Origin of the sequence: Mycobacteroides sp. H003 (assembly GCF_001440135.1) — a bacterium.
Taxonomy (GTDB): Bacteria; Actinomycetota; Actinomycetes; order Mycobacteriales; family Mycobacteriaceae; genus Mycobacterium; species Mycobacterium gwanakae.
The window spans coordinates 1,128,707-1,146,201 of the sequence record NZ_LJYL01000034.1; the positions used below are offsets into that span (position 1 = coordinate 1,128,707).

At 63.7% G+C, this 17,495-nt stretch carries 19 protein-coding genes; 3 read left to right on the forward strand and 16 right to left on the reverse strand.

Annotated elements, in window-relative coordinates:
- Nucleotides 1–8: 8 nt before the first annotated feature.
- Nucleotides 9–1,163 carry a low temperature requirement protein A gene (locus AOT87_RS25515; protein WP_057967148.1) on the forward strand — a complete coding sequence of 385 codons (1,155 nt, stop codon included), beginning with the start codon at nucleotides 9–11 and terminating at the stop codon, nucleotides 1,161–1,163.
- Here AOT87_RS25515 and AOT87_RS25520 read toward each other — a convergent pair.
- The 14 genes from AOT87_RS25520 to AOT87_RS25585 all read right to left on the reverse strand — a co-directional run bounded on the left by AOT87_RS25520 (nucleotide 1,160) and on the right by AOT87_RS25585 (nucleotide 14,028).
- On the reverse strand, nucleotides 1,160–1,540 hold the full coding sequence (locus AOT87_RS25520; RefSeq protein ID WP_057967159.1) for a hypothetical protein: 381 nt from the start codon (nucleotides 1,538–1,540) through the stop codon (nucleotides 1,160–1,162). The two genes, AOT87_RS25515 and AOT87_RS25520, sit on opposite strands and share 4 nt — an antisense overlap.
- Before the next feature lie 89 nt (nucleotides 1,541–1,629).
- Nucleotides 1,630–3,075 carry an NAD(P)(+) transhydrogenase (Re/Si-specific) subunit beta gene (locus tag AOT87_RS25525; RefSeq protein ID WP_057967147.1) on the reverse strand — a complete coding sequence of 482 codons (1,446 nt, stop codon included), beginning with the start codon at nucleotides 3,073–3,075 and terminating at the stop codon, nucleotides 1,630–1,632.
- Nucleotides 3,072–3,389 (reverse strand): NAD(P) transhydrogenase subunit alpha, encoded by a 318-nt coding sequence (locus AOT87_RS25530; protein ID WP_030097415.1) that lies wholly within the window; start codon nucleotides 3,387–3,389, stop codon nucleotides 3,072–3,074. The genes AOT87_RS25525 and AOT87_RS25530 overlap by 4 nt, the downstream gene beginning before the upstream one ends.
- A gap of 2 nt (nucleotides 3,390–3,391) precedes the next feature.
- Nucleotides 3,392–4,480 carry a Re/Si-specific NAD(P)(+) transhydrogenase subunit alpha gene (locus AOT87_RS25535; protein ID WP_057967146.1) on the reverse strand — a complete coding sequence of 363 codons (1,089 nt, stop codon included), beginning with the start codon at nucleotides 4,478–4,480 and terminating at the stop codon, nucleotides 3,392–3,394.
- Nucleotides 4,481–4,579: 99 nt separating this feature from the next.
- Nucleotides 4,580–5,605 (reverse strand): glutathione S-transferase C-terminal domain-containing protein, encoded by a 1,026-nt coding sequence (locus tag AOT87_RS25540; RefSeq protein WP_057967145.1) that lies wholly within the window; start codon nucleotides 5,603–5,605, stop codon nucleotides 4,580–4,582.
- A gap of 41 nt (nucleotides 5,606–5,646) precedes the next feature.
- Entirely contained in the window at nucleotides 5,647–6,321 is a 675-nt protein-coding gene (locus AOT87_RS25545) for a hypothetical protein (RefSeq protein ID WP_057967144.1), read from the reverse strand.
- A complete protein-coding gene (locus AOT87_RS25550; RefSeq protein WP_057967143.1) occupies nucleotides 6,318–7,898 on the reverse strand; it encodes a hypothetical protein in 1,581 nt (526 codons plus the stop codon). The genes AOT87_RS25545 and AOT87_RS25550 overlap by 4 nt, the downstream gene beginning before the upstream one ends.
- Nucleotides 7,899–7,910: 12 nt before the next feature.
- A complete protein-coding gene (locus tag AOT87_RS25555) occupies nucleotides 7,911–8,207 on the reverse strand; it encodes a hypothetical protein (protein WP_057967142.1) in 297 nt (98 codons plus the stop codon).
- Between the two features lie 78 nt (nucleotides 8,208–8,285).
- On the reverse strand, nucleotides 8,286–9,212 hold the full coding sequence (locus tag AOT87_RS25560; protein WP_057967141.1) for a class I SAM-dependent methyltransferase: 927 nt from the start codon (nucleotides 9,210–9,212) through the stop codon (nucleotides 8,286–8,288).
- Nucleotides 9,213–9,223: 11 nt separating this feature from the next.
- On the reverse strand, nucleotides 9,224–10,150 hold the full coding sequence (locus AOT87_RS25565; RefSeq protein ID WP_030097422.1) for a class I SAM-dependent methyltransferase: 927 nt from the start codon (nucleotides 10,148–10,150) through the stop codon (nucleotides 9,224–9,226).
- Between the two features lie 9 nt (nucleotides 10,151–10,159).
- Nucleotides 10,160–11,047 (reverse strand): SAM-dependent methyltransferase, encoded by an 888-nt coding sequence (locus tag AOT87_RS25570; RefSeq protein WP_057967140.1) that lies wholly within the window; start codon nucleotides 11,045–11,047, stop codon nucleotides 10,160–10,162.
- Between the two features lie 2 nt (nucleotides 11,048–11,049).
- Nucleotides 11,050–11,982 (reverse strand): class I SAM-dependent methyltransferase, encoded by a 933-nt coding sequence (locus AOT87_RS25575; RefSeq protein ID WP_057967139.1) that lies wholly within the window; start codon nucleotides 11,980–11,982, stop codon nucleotides 11,050–11,052.
- 156 nt (nucleotides 11,983–12,138) lie between these two features.
- Nucleotides 12,139–12,897 carry a crotonase/enoyl-CoA hydratase family protein gene (locus tag AOT87_RS25580; protein WP_057967138.1) on the reverse strand — a complete coding sequence of 253 codons (759 nt, stop codon included), beginning with the start codon at nucleotides 12,895–12,897 and terminating at the stop codon, nucleotides 12,139–12,141.
- A 39-nt stretch (nucleotides 12,898–12,936) separates the two neighbouring features.
- Nucleotides 12,937–14,028 carry a phosphotransferase family protein gene (locus AOT87_RS25585; protein ID WP_057967137.1) on the reverse strand — a complete coding sequence of 364 codons (1,092 nt, stop codon included), beginning with the start codon at nucleotides 14,026–14,028 and terminating at the stop codon, nucleotides 12,937–12,939.
- A 103-nt stretch (nucleotides 14,029–14,131) separates the two neighbouring features.
- Here AOT87_RS25585 and AOT87_RS25590 point away from each other — a divergent pair, with 103 nt between their 5' ends.
- Together AOT87_RS25590 and AOT87_RS25595 are read left to right on the forward strand one after the other, a co-directional pair.
- A complete protein-coding gene (locus AOT87_RS25590) occupies nucleotides 14,132–15,400 on the forward strand; it encodes a nucleoside permease (protein WP_057967136.1) in 1,269 nt (422 codons plus the stop codon).
- On the forward strand, nucleotides 15,397–16,227 hold the full coding sequence (locus AOT87_RS25595) for a tyrosine-protein phosphatase (protein WP_030097428.1): 831 nt from the start codon (nucleotides 15,397–15,399) through the stop codon (nucleotides 16,225–16,227). Before AOT87_RS25590 ends, AOT87_RS25595 begins: the two co-directional genes overlap by 4 nt.
- A gap of 8 nt (nucleotides 16,228–16,235) precedes the next feature.
- On the opposite strand, the gene AOT87_RS25600 is transcribed toward AOT87_RS25595, so the two are convergent.
- Both AOT87_RS25600 and AOT87_RS25605 read right to left on the reverse strand, forming a co-directional pair.
- Nucleotides 16,236–16,715 carry a DUF456 domain-containing protein gene (locus AOT87_RS25600; RefSeq protein WP_057967135.1) on the reverse strand — a complete coding sequence of 160 codons (480 nt, stop codon included), beginning with the start codon at nucleotides 16,713–16,715 and terminating at the stop codon, nucleotides 16,236–16,238.
- Nucleotides 16,716–16,726: 11 nt separating this feature from the next.
- Nucleotides 16,727–17,461, reverse strand: a complete 735-nt coding sequence (locus tag AOT87_RS25605; RefSeq protein WP_057967134.1) for a hypothetical protein — start codon at nucleotides 17,459–17,461, stop codon at nucleotides 16,727–16,729.
- Between the last annotated feature and the right edge of the window lie 34 nt (nucleotides 17,462–17,495).

The following is a 17,495-nucleotide window of genomic DNA, read 5'->3' on the forward strand; positions in this document are numbered from 1 at the left end:
GTAACCACATGACCAGTGGCCTGCGGGCCATGGTGGCACGCGATCCCACGCAACCGCACCGCGCGGCCACCCCGCTAGAACTGCTTTTCGACCTCGTCTTCGTGGTCGCGGTCTCCCGCGCCTCCGGAACTCTCCACCATTTCTGGGCCGAGGGCCATTTCGCCGAGGGACTCGTCGGGTACGCGATCGGCTTCTTCGCCATCTGGTGGGCCTGGATGAACTTCACCTGGTTCGCCAGTGCCTTCGACACCGACGACTGGCTGTACCGCTTGACGGTGGTCGTCCAGATGGCCGGGGCGCTCACCGTCGCGGCCGGTGTCGAGCGAGCGATGACCGGTGCCGATTTCGGCATCGCCATCAGCGGGTACGTGCTTATGCGTATCGCCGCGGGCAGTCAATGGGTGCGCGCGGCCATCAGCGATCCGACCATGCGGGCCACCTGCCTGCGCTACGTCTCGGGTATCGCCGTCGTCCAAGCGGCGTGGGTTTGTTGGGGGCTCTTCGCACCGGAACATCTGCGCATACCGCTGTTCGTGGTGATCGCGCTGGCCGACCTGTCGGTGCCCGTGTTCGCCGAACGCGTCGCCCCCACCTCGTGGCATCCTCAGCACATCGCCGAGCGCTACGGCCTATTCACCTTGATCGTGCTGGGCGAGTCCATCCTGGCCTCCGCGAACTCGATCATCGGCGGCGCCGAGGAAGCCGACCACACCGGCACCATGATCGGTATTGCGGTGTCGGCCTTGGTCATCGTCGCCGCGGTGTGGTGGATCTACTTCGACCAGGAACAGGAGTGCAAGGACACGTCGCTGCGCTCAACCCTGCTGTGGGGCTACAGCCATTACTTCATCTTCGCCGCCGTCGCGGCAATCTCGGCGGGGTTCGAGATCGCCGTCGACGAGGGACTGGGCAAGAGTCACCTGAGTTCGACCGTTGCCGCCTTCACGATCACGGTCCCATTCGCGATCTACCTGGTGCTGGCGTGGCTGGTGCTGCTCCTGCAACGCCGCGACACCATCTTGAATATCGGGCTACCAGCGATCGCCGTTGCCTCAGTTGCCATCTCGACGCTGCCGCACACGTTGTACTGGCTGGCCGGCTTAGCGGCACTGGCTGCCGCGCTGGTGACCTGGCGGCGCATCGAGGACACCGAGACCTCTTAACGCATCGGGCATACCTGTTCCAATGCCGCCAAGGCATTGACCGCATCGGCCATCTCCTCGCCCGGCGGCGCGAGCACACCGTCCACGGAGGTCGCGGCGGCCATCACCTCGGCGTAATGCTCGGCGGCCGCCGCGGCGTCCAGGGCGCGGCTTTGCACTGTCAGGTCGGCGGTGTCGCGCGCGGCCGTCCGTAGCAACGCGGCAATCGCCCGGTTTCGCGCGACAGCGGTCTGACGCACCGCGACGCCGTTCTGCTGCGAGAGTCCCCGCATCTGTACCCGCGCCCGATCGACCGAAGCACAGTCATGCGGCTCCGCTGCGGCCACCGGAGCCCACGCGGCCCACGCCACCACGAGTGCGACCAGCGGCCAACGCATAAACCCCTTCATACGCCGAATGGGAACCTCGCGAGGATTTCCGGCTGGATTTCCGCGTGAGGTTCCCATTCGACGACAAAGAGGTTGGGCTACAGCGCCTTAAGCTCCTCGATGACCGCGGACACCGACTTCTTGGCATCCCCGAACAGCATCGAGGTCTGCGGCTGGAAGAACAGCGGGTTCTCGATACCGGCGTAGCCCGAGCTCATCGAACGCTTCAGCACGATCACCGAGCGCGACTCGTCGACGTTCAGAATGGGCATCCCGTGAATCGGGCTGGACGGGTCGTTACGCGCCGCCGGGTTGGTGACATCGTTGGCGCCGATCACGATGGTGACATCGGTGCGGTTGAACTCGCCGTTGATGTCATCCATTTCCTTCATGGCGTCGTACTCGACGTCGGCCTCGGCGAGCAGCACGTTCATGTGGCCGGGCATACGGCCGGCGACCGGGTGAATGGCGTACTTGACCTCAACACCCTTGCTCTCCAGCAGGTCCGCCATCTCCTTGACGGTGTGCTGGGCCTGCGCGACGGCCAGACCGTAACCGGGCACCACGATCACCTGGTTGGCGTAGGCCATCTGGATCGCTGCGTCGGAAGCAGACGTGGCCTTGACCGTGCCCTGCTCGGCCGAGCCAGCGGCGGCCGCGGTGTCACCGCCACCGAACGAGCCGAACACGATGGCCGGGATCGACCGGTTCATCGCGACGGCCATCAGGTTGGTCAGGATCGAACCAGAGGCGCCCACGATCATGCCGGCGACAATCATCGCGGTGTTGTTCAGCGCCAGACCTGCGGCGGCCGCAGACAAACCGGTCATCGCATTGAGCAGTGAGATGACCACCGGCATATCGGCGCCACCGATGGGGAACACCACGAACAGACCCATCACACCGGCGAAGACCAGTACCGCGACGATCCACCAGACCGGCAGTCCGGGGTGCAGCCCGATGTAGACGGCGGCGCCGACCGCGGCCAGCAGCAGCACGATGTTGGAGACCTGGAAAAGCTTGGCGGAAGCGACAAGCCGCTTCTCGACGTTCTTCGGGATGGACTCCTGCAGTTTGGCGAAGGCCACCAGCGAGCCCCAGAACGACACCGAGCCGATGACCGCGGCGAACAGCGATCCCACCACCAGCGCCACGGTCGGCGACTGATCCGGCTTGAACTCCGAAAAGCCCTTCGTCTCAATGAATTCCGACCAGGCGATAAGAGCCACGGTGCCACCACCGACACCGTTGAACAACGCCACCAGCTGAGGCATGGCGGTCATCTTGGTCTTCAGCGCCGGCGGAATGCCCAGTACGACACCGATACCCAAACCGGCACCGATCAGAATCCAGTCCAGCGTGGTGGCGCTCTCGCTCACCTTGATCAGCGTGGCCAGTACCGCGATTCCCATACCGACGGCGGCAATCCAGTTGCCGCGCACTGCGGTCTTGGGCCCGGTCAGGCCGGACAGACCGTAGATGAAGAGGGCGAACGCGGCGATGTAGAGAACATCGACGAGGTAGTTGAGGCTTTCGGTGCTCACTTGGCCGCCTCTTTCTGCTCAGGCTTCTTCGACTTGAACATGCCCAGCATGCGGTCGGTCACCAAGAAGCCACCGATCACGTTCAGGGTTCCGAAGATCAGCGCGACGAACGCGATGATCCGGGTGCCCCAGCTGGCGTCGGCGGGCAGGTTGCCCAGCACGATCAGCGCACCCAGCACCACGATGCCGTGAATGGCGTTGGTGCCCGACATCAATGGGGTGTGCAAGGTGTTGGGCACCTTGGAGATAACGGCGAATCCAACGAACCCGGCAAGCACCAGGATCGCGATGTTGGCCAATAGCTGTCCGTACATGTCTAGGAGACCTCCCGGGTAACGCAGGAGCCCGCGACGATCTCATCATCGAAGTCCGGTGCCAGAGCGCCGTCCTTGATGAGGAGTTCGAGAACGGACGTGATGTTCTTGGCATACAGCTCGCTGGCGTGCTCGGGCATGGTGGCCGGCAGGTTGAGGGGCGACGCGATCGTCACACCGTGCTTGACGACGGTCTGACCGGGTTCGGTCAGTTCACAGTTGCCGCCGGTCTCCCCCGCGAGATCCACCACGACAGAGCCGGGCTTCATGCCCTCGACCGCCGCTGCGGTCACCAGACGCGGAGCCGGACGCCCGGGCACGAGCGCCGTGGTGATGACGACGTCGAATCCCTTGATGGCCTCTTCCAGCGCCTGCTGCTGCTTCTGACGCTCTTCCTCGGTGAGCTCGCGGGCGTAGCCGCCCTCACCGGCCGCATCGATGCCGAGATCGAGCCACTGGGCACCGACCGAGCGGACCTGATCTGCCACCTCGGGGCGAACGTCGTAGCCGGTGGTACGCGCACCGAGCCGCTTGGCCGTGGCCAGGGCCTGCAGACCGGCCACACCGACACCGAGCACCAGTACCAGCGCGGGCTTGACGGTTCCGGCGGCCGTGGTGAGCATCGGGAAGAAGCGGGTCGATTCGGTGGCCGCCACGAGCACGGACTTGTATCCGGCAACGTTGGCCTGTGACGACAGCGCGTCCATCACCTGTGCACGGGAGATACGCGGAATAGCCTCTACGGCAAAGGCTTGCACGCCCGCGCTCTTGAGCGCTCCGATGCTGTTGTCGGCATTGCGCGGCGCCAGGAAGCCGATGAGGGTCTGCCCCTCACGCAGGCGAGCGACCTCGGCGGGCGAGGGCGGCGCAACCTTGACGACGACATCGGCGGACCAGGCGTCACCCACCGTCGCACCGGCCTCGGTGTACAGCTCGTCGGGCAGCAGCGCGCGCTCTCCGGCACCGCTTTCTATGACGACGTTCACACCCTTGCCAATCAGGCCGGCGATCGCCTTGGGCACCAGCGCAACGCGGCGCTCGTCCTCACCCGACTCTCGGACAACTCCGATAGTGACTGGTTGATCGGTCATCTACTCGCCCTTCACCCTGTGGTGCAGCATGCCGACGGATACTAAGGAAAGGCATGCTTGTTAACAAGTCTTCCGTTTTTGTAAATCCTGCAAAGGTCGTTAACCAGGGCAAGGACCGTGATCTGGCACGCGTTCCGACTCTCTCGGCGGCCCCGGCGGGGTGCCATCCCCGAACGGTCTGCCCCCCAGTGTCTCGCGTCCATGCGGGGTAAGCCAGCCACTCAGATCCGGCCCCTTCGGGACAATCCGAGTGGGGTTGATATCGGTGTGCACCACGTAGTAGTGCTCCTTGATCTGCCCGAAATCGACGGTGTCACCGAAGCCCGGTGTTTGGTACAGATCCCGCGTGTACGCCCACAGCACCGGCATCTCGCTCAGCTTCTGGCGATTGCACTTGAAATGCCCGTGGTACACCGGATCGAACCGGGCCAACGTGGTGAACAGCCGCACGTCCGCCTCGGTGATGGTGTCCCCCACCAAATATCTTTGTCCGGCAAGCCTTTCCGACAACCAATCGAGTGCGGTGAACAGGCGATCGTAGGCGGCGTCGTAGGCGTCCCGGCCTCCGGCGAAACCGCAGCGGTAGACACCGTTGTTGACCTCTGTGTAGACGCGGCGGTTCACTTCGTCGATTTCGGTGCGCAGCGCCTCGGGATACAGCTGTGGCGCACCCGGCCGGTGATACTCAACCCATTCGGTGGAGAAATCCAGCGTCATCTGCGCGTAGTCGTTGGTCACGACCTCGCCGGTGGCCTCTTCCACGATGGCGGGCACGGTGATGCCGCGGGGATAGTCCGGATACCGCTTGAGATAGGCATCGCGCAGGAAGTGGATACCCAGGACGGGATCGACACCACCCGGATCCAGATCGAAAGTCCAGCTGCGCTTGTCGTGCGTGGGGCCGCAAAGCCCGAGAGATAAAACGTCTTCCAAACCGAGGAGGCGACGGACGATGAGCGTCCGGTTCGCCCACGGACAGGCACGCGCGGCGACGAGCCGGTACCTCCCAGGCTCTACCGGATAGCCGTCGCGGCCGTCTGCCGTGATCCGCGTATTGATGTAGTTGGTATCCCGCTTGAACTCACCGGGCTCGACGTACTTGGTGTTCTCCGGGTTCTGGCTCACACACTCCAGTCTCGCACCGTCAGCATTCGAGGCGACGTCCTTCAGCCGGCCGATCCGTCAGGTTCGCCCTTCTCGTTCAGCGGATGGCCACCCTTGACGCCTTGGACGATTCCCGATGGAAATGCCGACGTCGTATTGGAGCCTGCACTGGGCGCACCAGGTATCACCAGGCACGTGGTATCCATCGCGACGCCCGGCAGATTCGGCCAACCCCTATCCGAGTGATACTGGGCGAAAGCGTTGATCTCCATGTTGACCGTTCCCTGCCCGTCCGGGTCAGGTTCCACACGGTAGGCCGTCAGCTGTGCCATGGCGGCATTCTCGGGGTCGGCCGGCGACTTCTCGAGATTTACTTCAACACCCGACAAGGTCTGGGGTGCGCTTGCCGACGACATAGGCCTCGCCACAGAGCCGCAGTGGGCATAGGTCAGCACCCATCCGTTCTGCAGGGCCTTCCGTGTCTCTCGGGTGACAACGTCCAATGGATCGCCGTGTGTGAAAGACGCAGTCCTGACCACCGACTCACGTGAGATGTTGTTCAGCCCGTTGTACGAGGCGTGGTACGCCTTGGCGGGAGCAAGCCAGGCATCCGCCGTCAGCCGGGCAGATCGCGCCGAGTCCACACTGTTCGGCTCAAAGTTCTCGGGATGCTTAGGACACGATGCGGCCAGCACGAAAACCAGCAACAGCGCCGGTGAAAGTCGTAGGACCTTCACTTCGGGATCACCTCACCCCATGGCCGATAGCGCGTTTCGCCACCGAACGATATTCGGTTGTTGACGAAATCATCCTTCGGGATTGTCATCTTCTGTCCAGAAGAGGGCTCGTAGATTTCCAGTGAGTCGCCCTGCATTCCTGTCACCAAGACGATGTGCCCGTTCACTCCGCTGCCGACGAACAGCGGAACTGACTGACCGGACTGGACAGCCGCTGTGATCGCCTGATAGTCCCCAGACGGGCCCAGCGGATTAGCCACCTCGAATCGATACGCGCTGCCCGGGACACCAGGACCGCCGGGCTTGCCCATCTCATCGGCGGCGCCTCCCGGGGGTGTCCCCAACGACTCGGGCCAGGTCGTGCCCCAACCCGGGACGATCGCGTTGTTCGTCGAATCGTGCATCTTCTTGGCTTCATCCGCGAACTTGGATGTGACCTCGGCGCTGGTTATCGATTGCCCAGACTGTGGCGGTTCGGACCCGGTCGCGTCATATCCCGTGAGCATCTTCATCGCGTACACCGGGTCGTTGATCATCTTGGCGACAACAAGCGAGGAAGACCCGCAGGTGGTGCCATCGGGTTGCGTCAGGACGCCCGGATGATTCTTCGCGTACTCCACCGGGTCAAGCTCACGCACCTGTTGATCGTCCATGAGCGCCAACTTGTCCGAGAAGCGTTGCAGCGTATGAATATCCCCGCCCCGCGCGAGGGCGGAGATGATCCAGTTCCGTCGGGCCTCATCCTTCGCGTTGTCGAGCATCGCCTGCGCTCTGGCGCGATCCTCGGGGCTCATCGCCGCCAGGTTGGCATCTGCGCGCTCCTGCACGCCCGGCCGCAAACCGGTTCCGTCCTTATGACCATCCGGATCGTCCTTGACGCCCGACCAATTGTTGACCGAACCGATCGCACCTGCCGCTACGGAGGTGTGGTCGGGCAGCGTGATGCCCTCCACCGCTTTCCCGAGTTCACCCTTCGCGGTGTTCACCGCCTTGTCGGCGTCCCCATACGCGCCCGCGAGTTCTTCGACACCGTGCACGACATCGCCCACAAGCTTGCGGACATAGGGAATGGCGTCCCATGGCGCCTTGGGGATGTTGCCCCAGTCGACGTCGTCCTTGAGCGAGGCGAATGCGTTATGCCACCGTTCCCGCGCCTTCTCCATCGACCCGCCAAACGTGTCGAGCGAGGCTGCCACCCCGGTAGCGGCCGGACCGATCGTCGTGGATCGTGTCTTGAAGTTCGCGATGCTGGTGCGCGCCTTATCCCCGGTCGTCTCACCGTACGGATCACCCGGCGTACGCCCCCACACCGTTTCGGGGATCGTGTTCTGAGCCTGCTGAACATCGTTGGCGTGCCATTCCCCCATAGCGGGCACCATTTCCCGCCAGCGAGCGGCTACCTCGCGCACGGTCGCCGGGTCCGGAGGAGGTGGCTCGGTGGCCACCGCGATGACCTGCCGGACAGCACTGACGACCTTGCGCGCTATCGGCCAGACCGTGCTCACGGTGATCTCGCCGATCTGTCGCAGGTCGGCGATTACCTGCTCCAGCTGTTTTTGCGTGTCACCCAGCGTCATCGCGCGCCGGCCCTAGTTGAGCACCGGAAACTTGATTCCGGTGTCGCTGAGATTGCCCGCATTACGCTGATCCATCTCGACAAGCGCCTTGGTGCACGACCGGATGTTCTGCGAGATCTCTTTTTGCACAGCGGTAACCGTGCTGAGCGCGCCGGACACCCGGCTCCGCGCAGCGTTCATGGCATCGCTCAGGTCACCGAGGTCCTTGCCCTCCGTGGCACGCAACTTTCCCTTGGCGAACTCGACATGGGTATCCGATGCGTCGAGTTGTGCCGCGCATTTCTCCGTAGCTACCGGGTCGATCTTCATGGGCTCCCCCTCCAGACATGCCCCTTCCGCATGTTAGCCCGGAACCGGTGGCCCAACCACCCCTTGGGGATAGACCACTTAGCGCGGCAGAGCAGCGGTGAGGTAGTTGCCCTGCTCGATGAGTTCGACGATCTCGTTCGGCAGCTCCGGGATCTGTACCCCATAGCCGGCCGCCAGCTCCAGCGCATCTGAACCCCGCACGGTCCATCCGCGCGCGGCGAACCACTCCTGGACATCGGCCCGCTCTTCGTCGTAGAACAACGCACTGATGTCCACCTTCGACATGGGATGGCTATCGTCGGCGTACTTCTTCTGGACCTCACCCCACTTGGCGATGTCGGGCCGTCCGCGCGTGGCTTCCACGGCGACCTGACTGCCCGGCGCCGAGAGCGCGACAACCCGCTCGAACAGCAGATCCTGTGCCGCAGACGGCAGATAGACGATCAAGCCCTCCGCCGACCACGCCGTCGGAGCCTCAGGGTCGAAGCCTGCGGCCAGTAGAGCGGCAGGCCAATCGTCGCGGAGGTCCACGACAACCTCCCTGCGGTCACTCGTGGGGGTGGCGCCCTGTTCGGCCAGCACACGGTCCTTGAACTCCAGCACCTGGGGCTGATCCAACTCGAAGACCTTGGTGCCTTCCGGCCACGGCAACCGATGCGCCCGCACATCCAGCCCGGCAGCGAGGATCACTGCCTGCGTGCAGCCGGACTTGGTCGCGTTTACGAAGAATTCGTCGAAAAACCTGCTACGAAGACCGATCTGGCGAAATGCGGTCGTCGGGTTCAGCGCCTGGGCATCGGGATTGTCCAGCAGCCCAATCAGATGCGGCTCACCGGCGGCCCGCACGAAATGCTCCGCGTACTCGTCGCGCACCAGGGGATCAGGCTGCGCGTTCTCGACCGCGCGAGCCGCCGCGACTCCCAGGGCGGTGAACCCGACGCTCGACACAATGTCCCAGGAATCGCCCTCGCTGCGCGACCAGTCCTTGTCCTCGATGTTGGTCATAACGTTTCCTTTCAGGCAGGCAGTGTGCAGGTCAGGTAATGCATCGAACCGGCGAGCTCCCGGATGTCCTCGGGGACTTCCGGATACTGCACGCCATAGCGTTCTGCCAGATCAAACATGTCCACCCCCAGCGTGTTCCATCCTCGTGTGGAGAACCACTCGACGGGCGGCGTCTTCTCCTCGTCGTAGAACAGCTCGGTGATGTCGATCTTGCCGAAGGTGTCCTTCTCGGATCGGTACTTCTGCTCGACCTTGGCGAATTGACTCACGCCCAGCACGCCCGTGGGGCCCTCGATCGCGGCACGACTGCCGGGGGCCGACAACTCAACAATCCTCTCGAACAACAGTTCCTGCGCGACGGCAGGCAGATACGGCAGCAGTCCTTCGGCTGACCATGCGGTGGGCTGGCTGGGATCAAATCCAGCCTCCTTGAGCGCGGCCGGCCAGTCATCACGCAGGTCCACGGCCACCGCCCGACGATCACTGGTCGGCGCGGCGCCCTGCTCGGCATACACCCGGTCCTTGAAGGCCAAGACCTCCGGCTGATCCAGCTCGTAGACCGTGACCCCGGCGGGCCAGGGCAGCCGATGTGCCCGTGCGTCCAATCCGGCGGCAAGGATGACGGCTTGCCGGATGCCAGAGGCGGCGGCATCCAGGAAGAATTCATCGAAGAACCGGCTGCGCATACCCATCCCACGCAGATACTCGAACGGGGAGGCCCGGGGCACATCGCGTTTGGTGATCGTATCGATCAAATGCGGTTCTCCCGCTGCGAGCACGAAATGCTTGGCGAACGGGTCGACGATCAGCGCGTCCGGCCGCTCGCTCTCCACGGCACGCTGCGCACTGACCCCCAACGCGGTGTATCCCACGCTGGACACGATGTCCCAGGAGTCGCCCTCGCTGCGCGACCAGTTCTTATCCTCGACGTCTGTCATGGCGTCCTCTCAGCCTGTCCGGGTAGCGGTGAAAAACTTTGTACGCAGCAATGTTTCGAATGATCGGGGTATTTCCCCGAACGGCCTGCCGTATCCCACGGCCGCCTCCACAAGGTCGATTCCCGCCACGGTCCAGCCTCTTTCAGCAAGCCACGACGTGGTATCCCGCCGGGGATCGTCGTACCAGAGTTCGGACACCTTCGGCTGACCAGGAGAATCTGCATGCGACGGCATATCCCGTTCAAACTGTGCAATCTCCCCGGGCAAGGGACCCAGCTCGGCAGCGATCCGGCTTCCGGGAGCCGACAGCTCATGCAACTTCTCGAAAAGTGCGTCCTGTGCCACCCCGGGCAGGTAGGGCAACAGTCCTTCCAGAGCCCATGCGGTGGCCTGTTCGGGATCGAACCCGGCCCCCACCAACGCCTTCGGCCAGTCATCACGCAGGTCGACGGCCACCGGCACCCGACCGGCCGCCGGACCAGCATCCGCCCCGGCTAGTACCTGATCTTTGAATTCGAGAACCCGCGGTTGGTCCACCTCGAAGACGGTCGTGCCCGTTGGCCAGGGCAATCGGTATGCGCGGGCGTCTAATCCGGCGGCCAGAATGACCACTTGCCGCACCCCGGCGCCGGCCGCATCGGCAAAGAAGTTGTCGAAGAATCGCGTCCGCACACCGACCCAACCGGCATTGGCACCGGCGAGGCCGCTGATGTCTCCGGCGGCCACGGCTTGGGCCAACTGCGGTTCGCCGGCGGCGGCAACGAACTTCTCGGCGTACTCGTCGTGCGCCAGTGGCGGATCCAGTTTCGCGTCGAGTGCTCGAGCGGCCGCGACCGCCAGCGCGGTGTAGCCAACGCTCGTGACGATGTCCCAGGTGTCTCCGTCGGTGCGCGCCATGGTCATGCCCCCAGAGATGCGGTGAAGTACCGGCTCTGCCCCATGGCATCCGTCAGCTCATGCTCACCGGCCAACGGAGCCCGGTTGTACCGCTTCAGCAGTTCACCCGCCGTGGTGGCCTCCACGGTCCAGCCGTGCCCGGTCAGCCACTGCGCCGGATCCTCGCGCTCGTCGGCGAACCAGAGGCTCGACGGGGGTGCGTCCTCCTCAACGATGCTCTTGAAGATCCGGCGCAGTGCGCCGTCTTCGTTCTCCATCGCGCTCGACATCCGATCTGCCTGGGTACCGGGGGCACCGAAATCCTCTACGGCAACACGGCTTCCGGCTGCGGACAGCGCGACAATGCGCTGGAACAGCAGGTCTTGCGCGGTACCGGGCAGGAACGGAAGCAGCCCCTCGGCCAGCCAGGCCGTCGGCTGGGTGGGGTCGAAACCCGCTGCTGTGAGCGCCTCGGGCCAATCGTCGCGGAGGTCGACGTGCAGGTCGTGGACGGCAGTCGTGGCCCGCACCCCGTGCTCGTCGAGAACCTGTTTCTTGAACTCGAGCACCTTCGGAAGGTCAAGCTCATAGACCGTGGTGCCCGGCGCCCAGGGCAGCCGATACCCGCGGACGTCGAGGCCCGCCGCCAGGATCACCGCCTGGCGCACACCCGCATTTCCCGCAGCCAGGAAGAACTCGTCGAAGTACTTCGTCCGCGCCCCCAGATAACTCGAGAACAGCTGCACGTCGGGCTCCTGGGCGACAGTGGGGTCCTCCAGGAGCTCGGAAAAGATCGGCGCCTCAGTCTTGGTCGCAGCCACAAAGTGCTGCGCATAGTCGTCCCGCGCAAGCGGCTCTGCCTTACGCGCCTCGACAGCACGCATGGCAGAGACGATGAGCGCAGTCGCGCCCACGCTCGTCACGATGTCCCAGGTGTCACCTTCGGTTCTGGCCACAGCAGTGTCTCCCATCAAACGCGCATGTCAGGTGTGCGTACATCTAAAAATGCAGGTCACGGGGTTTTACCCATGAAAAGTTTGCACAACTAACTACAGTACGCCGATTGACTGGGAGCGCCACTGATCCTTTTCGAGATGACAGATGCGAGGGGGCTACTTGCCCTTCCAGACGGGTGCACGCTTCTCGGCGAACGCCTGCGCGCCCTCCTTGGCGTCCTCGGAGACGAAGATCGGCATGAGGATCTCGCCCTGCTTGGCGAAGGCTTCCTCAGGGGCCCAGCTTGCCGACTCGATGACAATGCGCTTGGTGGCCGCGACGGCTAGGGGCCCATTGGCGGTGATCTTGTCAGCCAACTCCAGCGCGGCCTCCAGTGCCTGACCATCGTCGACGAGCCGGTTGATGAATCCGTACCTGGCGGCGTCCTCCGCGGTGAACGAGTCTCCGGTGAGCGCCAACTCCATGGCTACCTGGTACGGGATTCGCTTCGGCAGACGCAACAGGCCGCCGGCGCCGGCCACCAGACCACGTTTGACCTCGGGGATGCCGAACTTTGCACTCCGGCCGGCCACCACCAGGTCACAGGACAGCACGAGTTCAGTGCCGCCTGCCAGGGCGAAGCCCTCCACGGCGGCGATGATCGGCTTACGCGGCGGCACATTGGTGAAACCAAGGCCGCGCTCGGACAGTACCGCCTCGCCGCTTACGAATGCCTTGAGATCCATTCCCGCACAAAAATTTCCACCCGCGCCGGTGATAATGGCGACGGACAGGTCGTCGGAGCTGTCCAGCTGATCCGCCGCTGCGGCGAGCCCCTGGCTGACGGCCCTGTTTACCGCGTTACGCGCGTCCGGACGGTTGATGGTGATCAATAGGACACGGTCACGCTGTTCGATCAGGACTTCGTCGGCCATGACATTCCTCCAGGTGGTCGGTGAGTTTGTTTCTTGATGCTAGCCAGTAGCCGGAATCAGGCTGCGAGCCACCGAAAGTAGCCTCGGAACACCCTGGTCCAGTTCGGCGAAGAAGGGGTCGTCGGTGGTTCCGGCGAGATGGCGCTGATAGGACACCTCCAGCAAGGTGGCGAGCTTCCACCCACCCAGCACCTGGTAGTAGATCAAATCTTCTGGTGTCCAATAGCTTTGGTCGCCAGTTCGGGCTCCACGGTAGGCCTCGGCGATCTCGACGTGCGAGGGGCAACCCTCTTGTGCGGTCACCGAACCGGTGAGCTCCGACATGGCGACCTCACCTCCCGGCTCGGGGGTCATGTACAGCAGATATCCCAGGTCCGCCAGTGGATCGCCGACGGTCGCCATCTCCCAGTCCAGCACCGCGGTAATCCGCGCCGTGGCCGCGTCGACCAGCACGTTGTCCAGCTTGTAGTCGCCGTGCACGACTGCCGCGGGGCGGTCCCCCGGATAGTTCTGGGTGAGCCACGCGGTAATGGCCGTGTGATCCTCCAGATCACGGCCGGTGGGCAGCTCCTTGATGGACTCCCATTGCCCACCCCAGGTCTTCAATTGTCGTGCTAAGTAACCCGATTCACGACCCAACTTGGCCTCCACCAACCGCATCGGGTCCGCATTGTGAATCTCGGCCAATGCGACCGCCAGATCGAGCACCAGCTCCCGGCGCGCCGTGCCGACGAACCACTCCGGCGAGACGTCCCTGATCACCTCGCCTTCCTGACGCTCCATCAAATAGAACGGGGCGCCGAAGATCTCCGCATCGGTGCTGGCCAGCGTCACGCGCGGAACCCGCACCTGGGCCGCGCTGAGCGCGTCGAGCACCCGGTACTCACGCATCACGTCGTGCGCACCGGCCTGCAGCCGTCCGAACGGTGGGCGCCGCATAATCCACTGCACACCAGAGCTTCCCGTGACCACGTAGGTCAGATTCGAATGTCCGGCCGAGAGCCTCCGGACGCTGACCTCCTCCCCCAGCTCGCGGTTGAGGTACTCCAACAGGCTCGCGGGAATGGCATCGGCATCCAGCGACACGTCGCCGGCGGGGCCTTCGGGTGAAGCGGACACGTCCTTGTGCATGGGTCATGTTTACCTGACGGCACAAACGATCAGTGAGGGGCCGGGACATTCCTTAGCGGTTCGCGCTGCCAACTGGGCCGATGTCCCCCACTATTGGTGTCCAATGAACCTCTCTACCCGCCTCATCGTCATGAACTTCCTGCAGTTCTTCGTGTGGGGAGCCTGGCTGTTGACGCTCGGGGCGTACTGGTTCAACGCGAAGCACTGGTCGGGAGCGCACTTCGGGGCGGTCTTCTCCACCATGGGTATTGCCGCGATCCTGACGCCGCCGATCATGGGGGTGATCGCCGACAAATGGGTGAACGCCGAAAAGCTCTACGGGATCTTGCATCTGGGCGGAGCCGCAGCGCTGTTCAGCCTCCCCCAGGTGAACAGCCCCACCGTCTTCTTCTGGGTTCTGCTGCTCAACATGCTGTGTTACATGCCGTCGCTGTCCCTGGCCATCACCGTTGCCTTCAACGCCCTCAAGGATGCCGGCAAGGACACCGTCGTCAGCTTCCCGCCGATCCGCGTGTGGGGCACCGTCGGATTCATCGCCGCATTACATACGGTGAGCCTGCTGAAGCTGGAAACCTCGGCCGGCCAGTTCTACGTCGCCGGAACTGCGGCGCTGCTCCTGGGGCTCTACGCGTTCACGCTACCCAGCTGTCCCCCGAAGCTGGACCGCACGCGCAGCACCACATTCGCCGACAGATTCGGCCTCACTGCCTTCACCCTGTTCCGTCACCGCAATATGGCCGTCTTCTTCGTCTTCGCGATGCTGCTCGGCGGGGCGCTGCAACTCACCAATGCCTACGGCGACACGTTCCTGCACGACTTCGCCACCATCGACGAGTACAAGGGCCTTTTCACCGTCGAACATCCAGCGATCATCATGTCCATCTCACAAATCTCCGAAACGCTGTTCATCCTGGCCATCCCATTCTTCTTGCGCCACTTTGGAATCAAGGGGGTCATGCTCATGAGCATGACCGCTTGGACATTGCGCTTCGGGCTGTTCGCCTATGGCAATCCCGGCGCCGGGCTCTGGATGATCGTGTTGTCCTGCATCGTCTACGGCATGGCCTTCGACTTCTTCAATGTCTCAGGCCAGCTGTTCGTCGAGGACCAGTGCGACCCCGCGATCCGGGCGAGTGCGCAGGGCCTGTTCATGTTGATGACCAATGGGGTCGGCGCCATGCTGGGCAGTCTCATCAGTGGAGCCGTCATCGAGTACTTCTTCACCTATCCGGATCAGAGCAAGGACTGGCATGGCATCTGGTTGAGCTTCGCCGCGTACTCGTTGGTGGTCACGGTCGCGTTCTTCCTGCTGTTCCGCCACAAACCGGGCGAGAACGCCGTCAAAAACGCGCCCGCTACCGTGGGGGTGTGACGATCTCCAATGCTGAATCGACCGCCTCCCCCGCAGACAGCCCTGTGGAGGGCATCTGGAACTTCCGGGACGTCGGCGGCGCGGATTCACCCGTCACCCTCAGACCTGGAGTGCTGTTTCGGTCTTCTGAACTAAGCGGTCTGACCGCGGCGGGCGCCCAGACACTGCGCACCCTCGGCATCACTGATCTGTATGACCTGCGCAGCCCCACCGAGATTGCACGCACCGGTTCTGATCGGGTGGACGACGCAATCCGTGTACACGAGGTTCCCTTCGCCACCCCGGCTGCCGGGGAGGAGCGCGCTCCGCATGAAATCGCCTACCGACAGATGATGATCACGAGCATGACTTCGGGCCGTGGCCCGGATCCGGCATCCCAAGTGGAGTTCATGCTGGCCGAGTACCGCCGGTTCGTCGAACTCCCCGGCACGCTCGTCGCCCTCAAGGCAGTGGCCAGCCAACTCGCAAGCGGTGCAACAGCTTTGGTGCACTGCGCGGCAGGCAAGGACCGTACCGGTCTTCTGATCGGGGTGTTGCTGCACACGGTAGGCATCGACTATGCCGATATCGCCGCGGACTACCTGCGCAGCAATGCGGCGATCGGCGCGATGCGGGCCCATATCTCGGCACAGATGGCTGCCGCCGAACCAGAGCTGGCGCAGACCATGGCCGCGATGCTCTCCGATGAGGTGCTCGGCGTTCGCGAGGAATACCTCGACACCGGATTCAGCGAAATCGCAAAGCTTTTCGGGTCACCCGAGGCGATGGTCACTGCTGCCGGAATCGACGGCGATGGCCTTGCGGCACTGCGGAAAGCACTGACCTAGAAGACGATTCAGATCAGTACGGCACCCAGCCAGATGCCTGCCGATACCATCGCGCCCACCATCTCGATACCGATCGAGGTGGCGACCGCCTTCACAGCCGTGACGGTCGCGGCCCACGCCTGCTTCTGGCTGCTGCGGCGCAGGAATTCCGCGAGGTAGATACCGAGCACGAAGCCGATCACCAACCCAACCACCGGGATGACAAAGAACCCGATGATCGCCACGACGCCGCCAAGCACCAGGCTCAGCGTGGGCACTCCTGCCTCGCGCATGCGCGCAGCGGGCCATACGTATTTCACCACCGTGGTCACGACGGCCAGTGCCACCACAATGCCAAGGACCACCCAGGCTTTGGCGGTCGATTCGACGAGGGCCCACGCCCCGATGGAGAGCACCACCAGCGTGGTTCCGGGAACCATCGGCACCACGATGCCGACCATCCCGATGGCTATCCCCAGGGCGACGAGTAGCAGTCCGCCGACACTCATCAGAGGGGCGGCTAAGTCAGTTCGACATCGCTGGCAAGCCAGCGTCCGTCGACCTTCTCCATGGTTATCTGAACGCGGCTACGGTCCATGCGCGCATCCGGAACCGCCACATTGGACACTGCCTGATCGATGAACATGAGCACCTCGACCTTGTCGGGCGTCGCCGACTTCACCGCGGAATCGACCACAACACCCGTTGCCTTGGCCTTGTTCTCGATCATGACCTGGCGCAGCGTGGTGCTGGACTCGGAGTACTTCTGCTTGAAGTCACCGGTAGACCTGTCCAGCGTCTTGCTGGAACTCTCATCGAGTTTGGCGCTGTCCACGTTGATCATGACGTTGGCGAATTCCTGTGCCGCGGCCAGTGCCTCACGAGACGACCGCTCCTCAATGCGCTGCTCTTCGTAGAGCCGCCCGATGATCGCAGTCCCGGCGGCGATCGCAATGACCACCAATGCGGCCGCGGTCAAGGCCCAATGGCGGGCCCCGAACCGCTTCGGGCTCTGTTCCTCTTCATCGGGTTCGAGGCTGATGTCCTCGTCATCGACGTCCTTGGAATCCTTCGAGCCCTCGGCGGCCTTCGGATCCGTGGAGTCTTTCTCAGATGCGTCCGCGTCGAGGTCAGCGACCTCTTCTGCTGCAGCTTCCGTTGCCTTGTCCGCCGAGGATTCGACCTTCTCCGCATCCGAGGTCACCGCAGACTCATCCGCGTTCTTGGCGTCCTTGCCGACAACGTCATCTGCCATGGTTGTGCTCCTTGCGCGTGTTGCTTGGTACCGG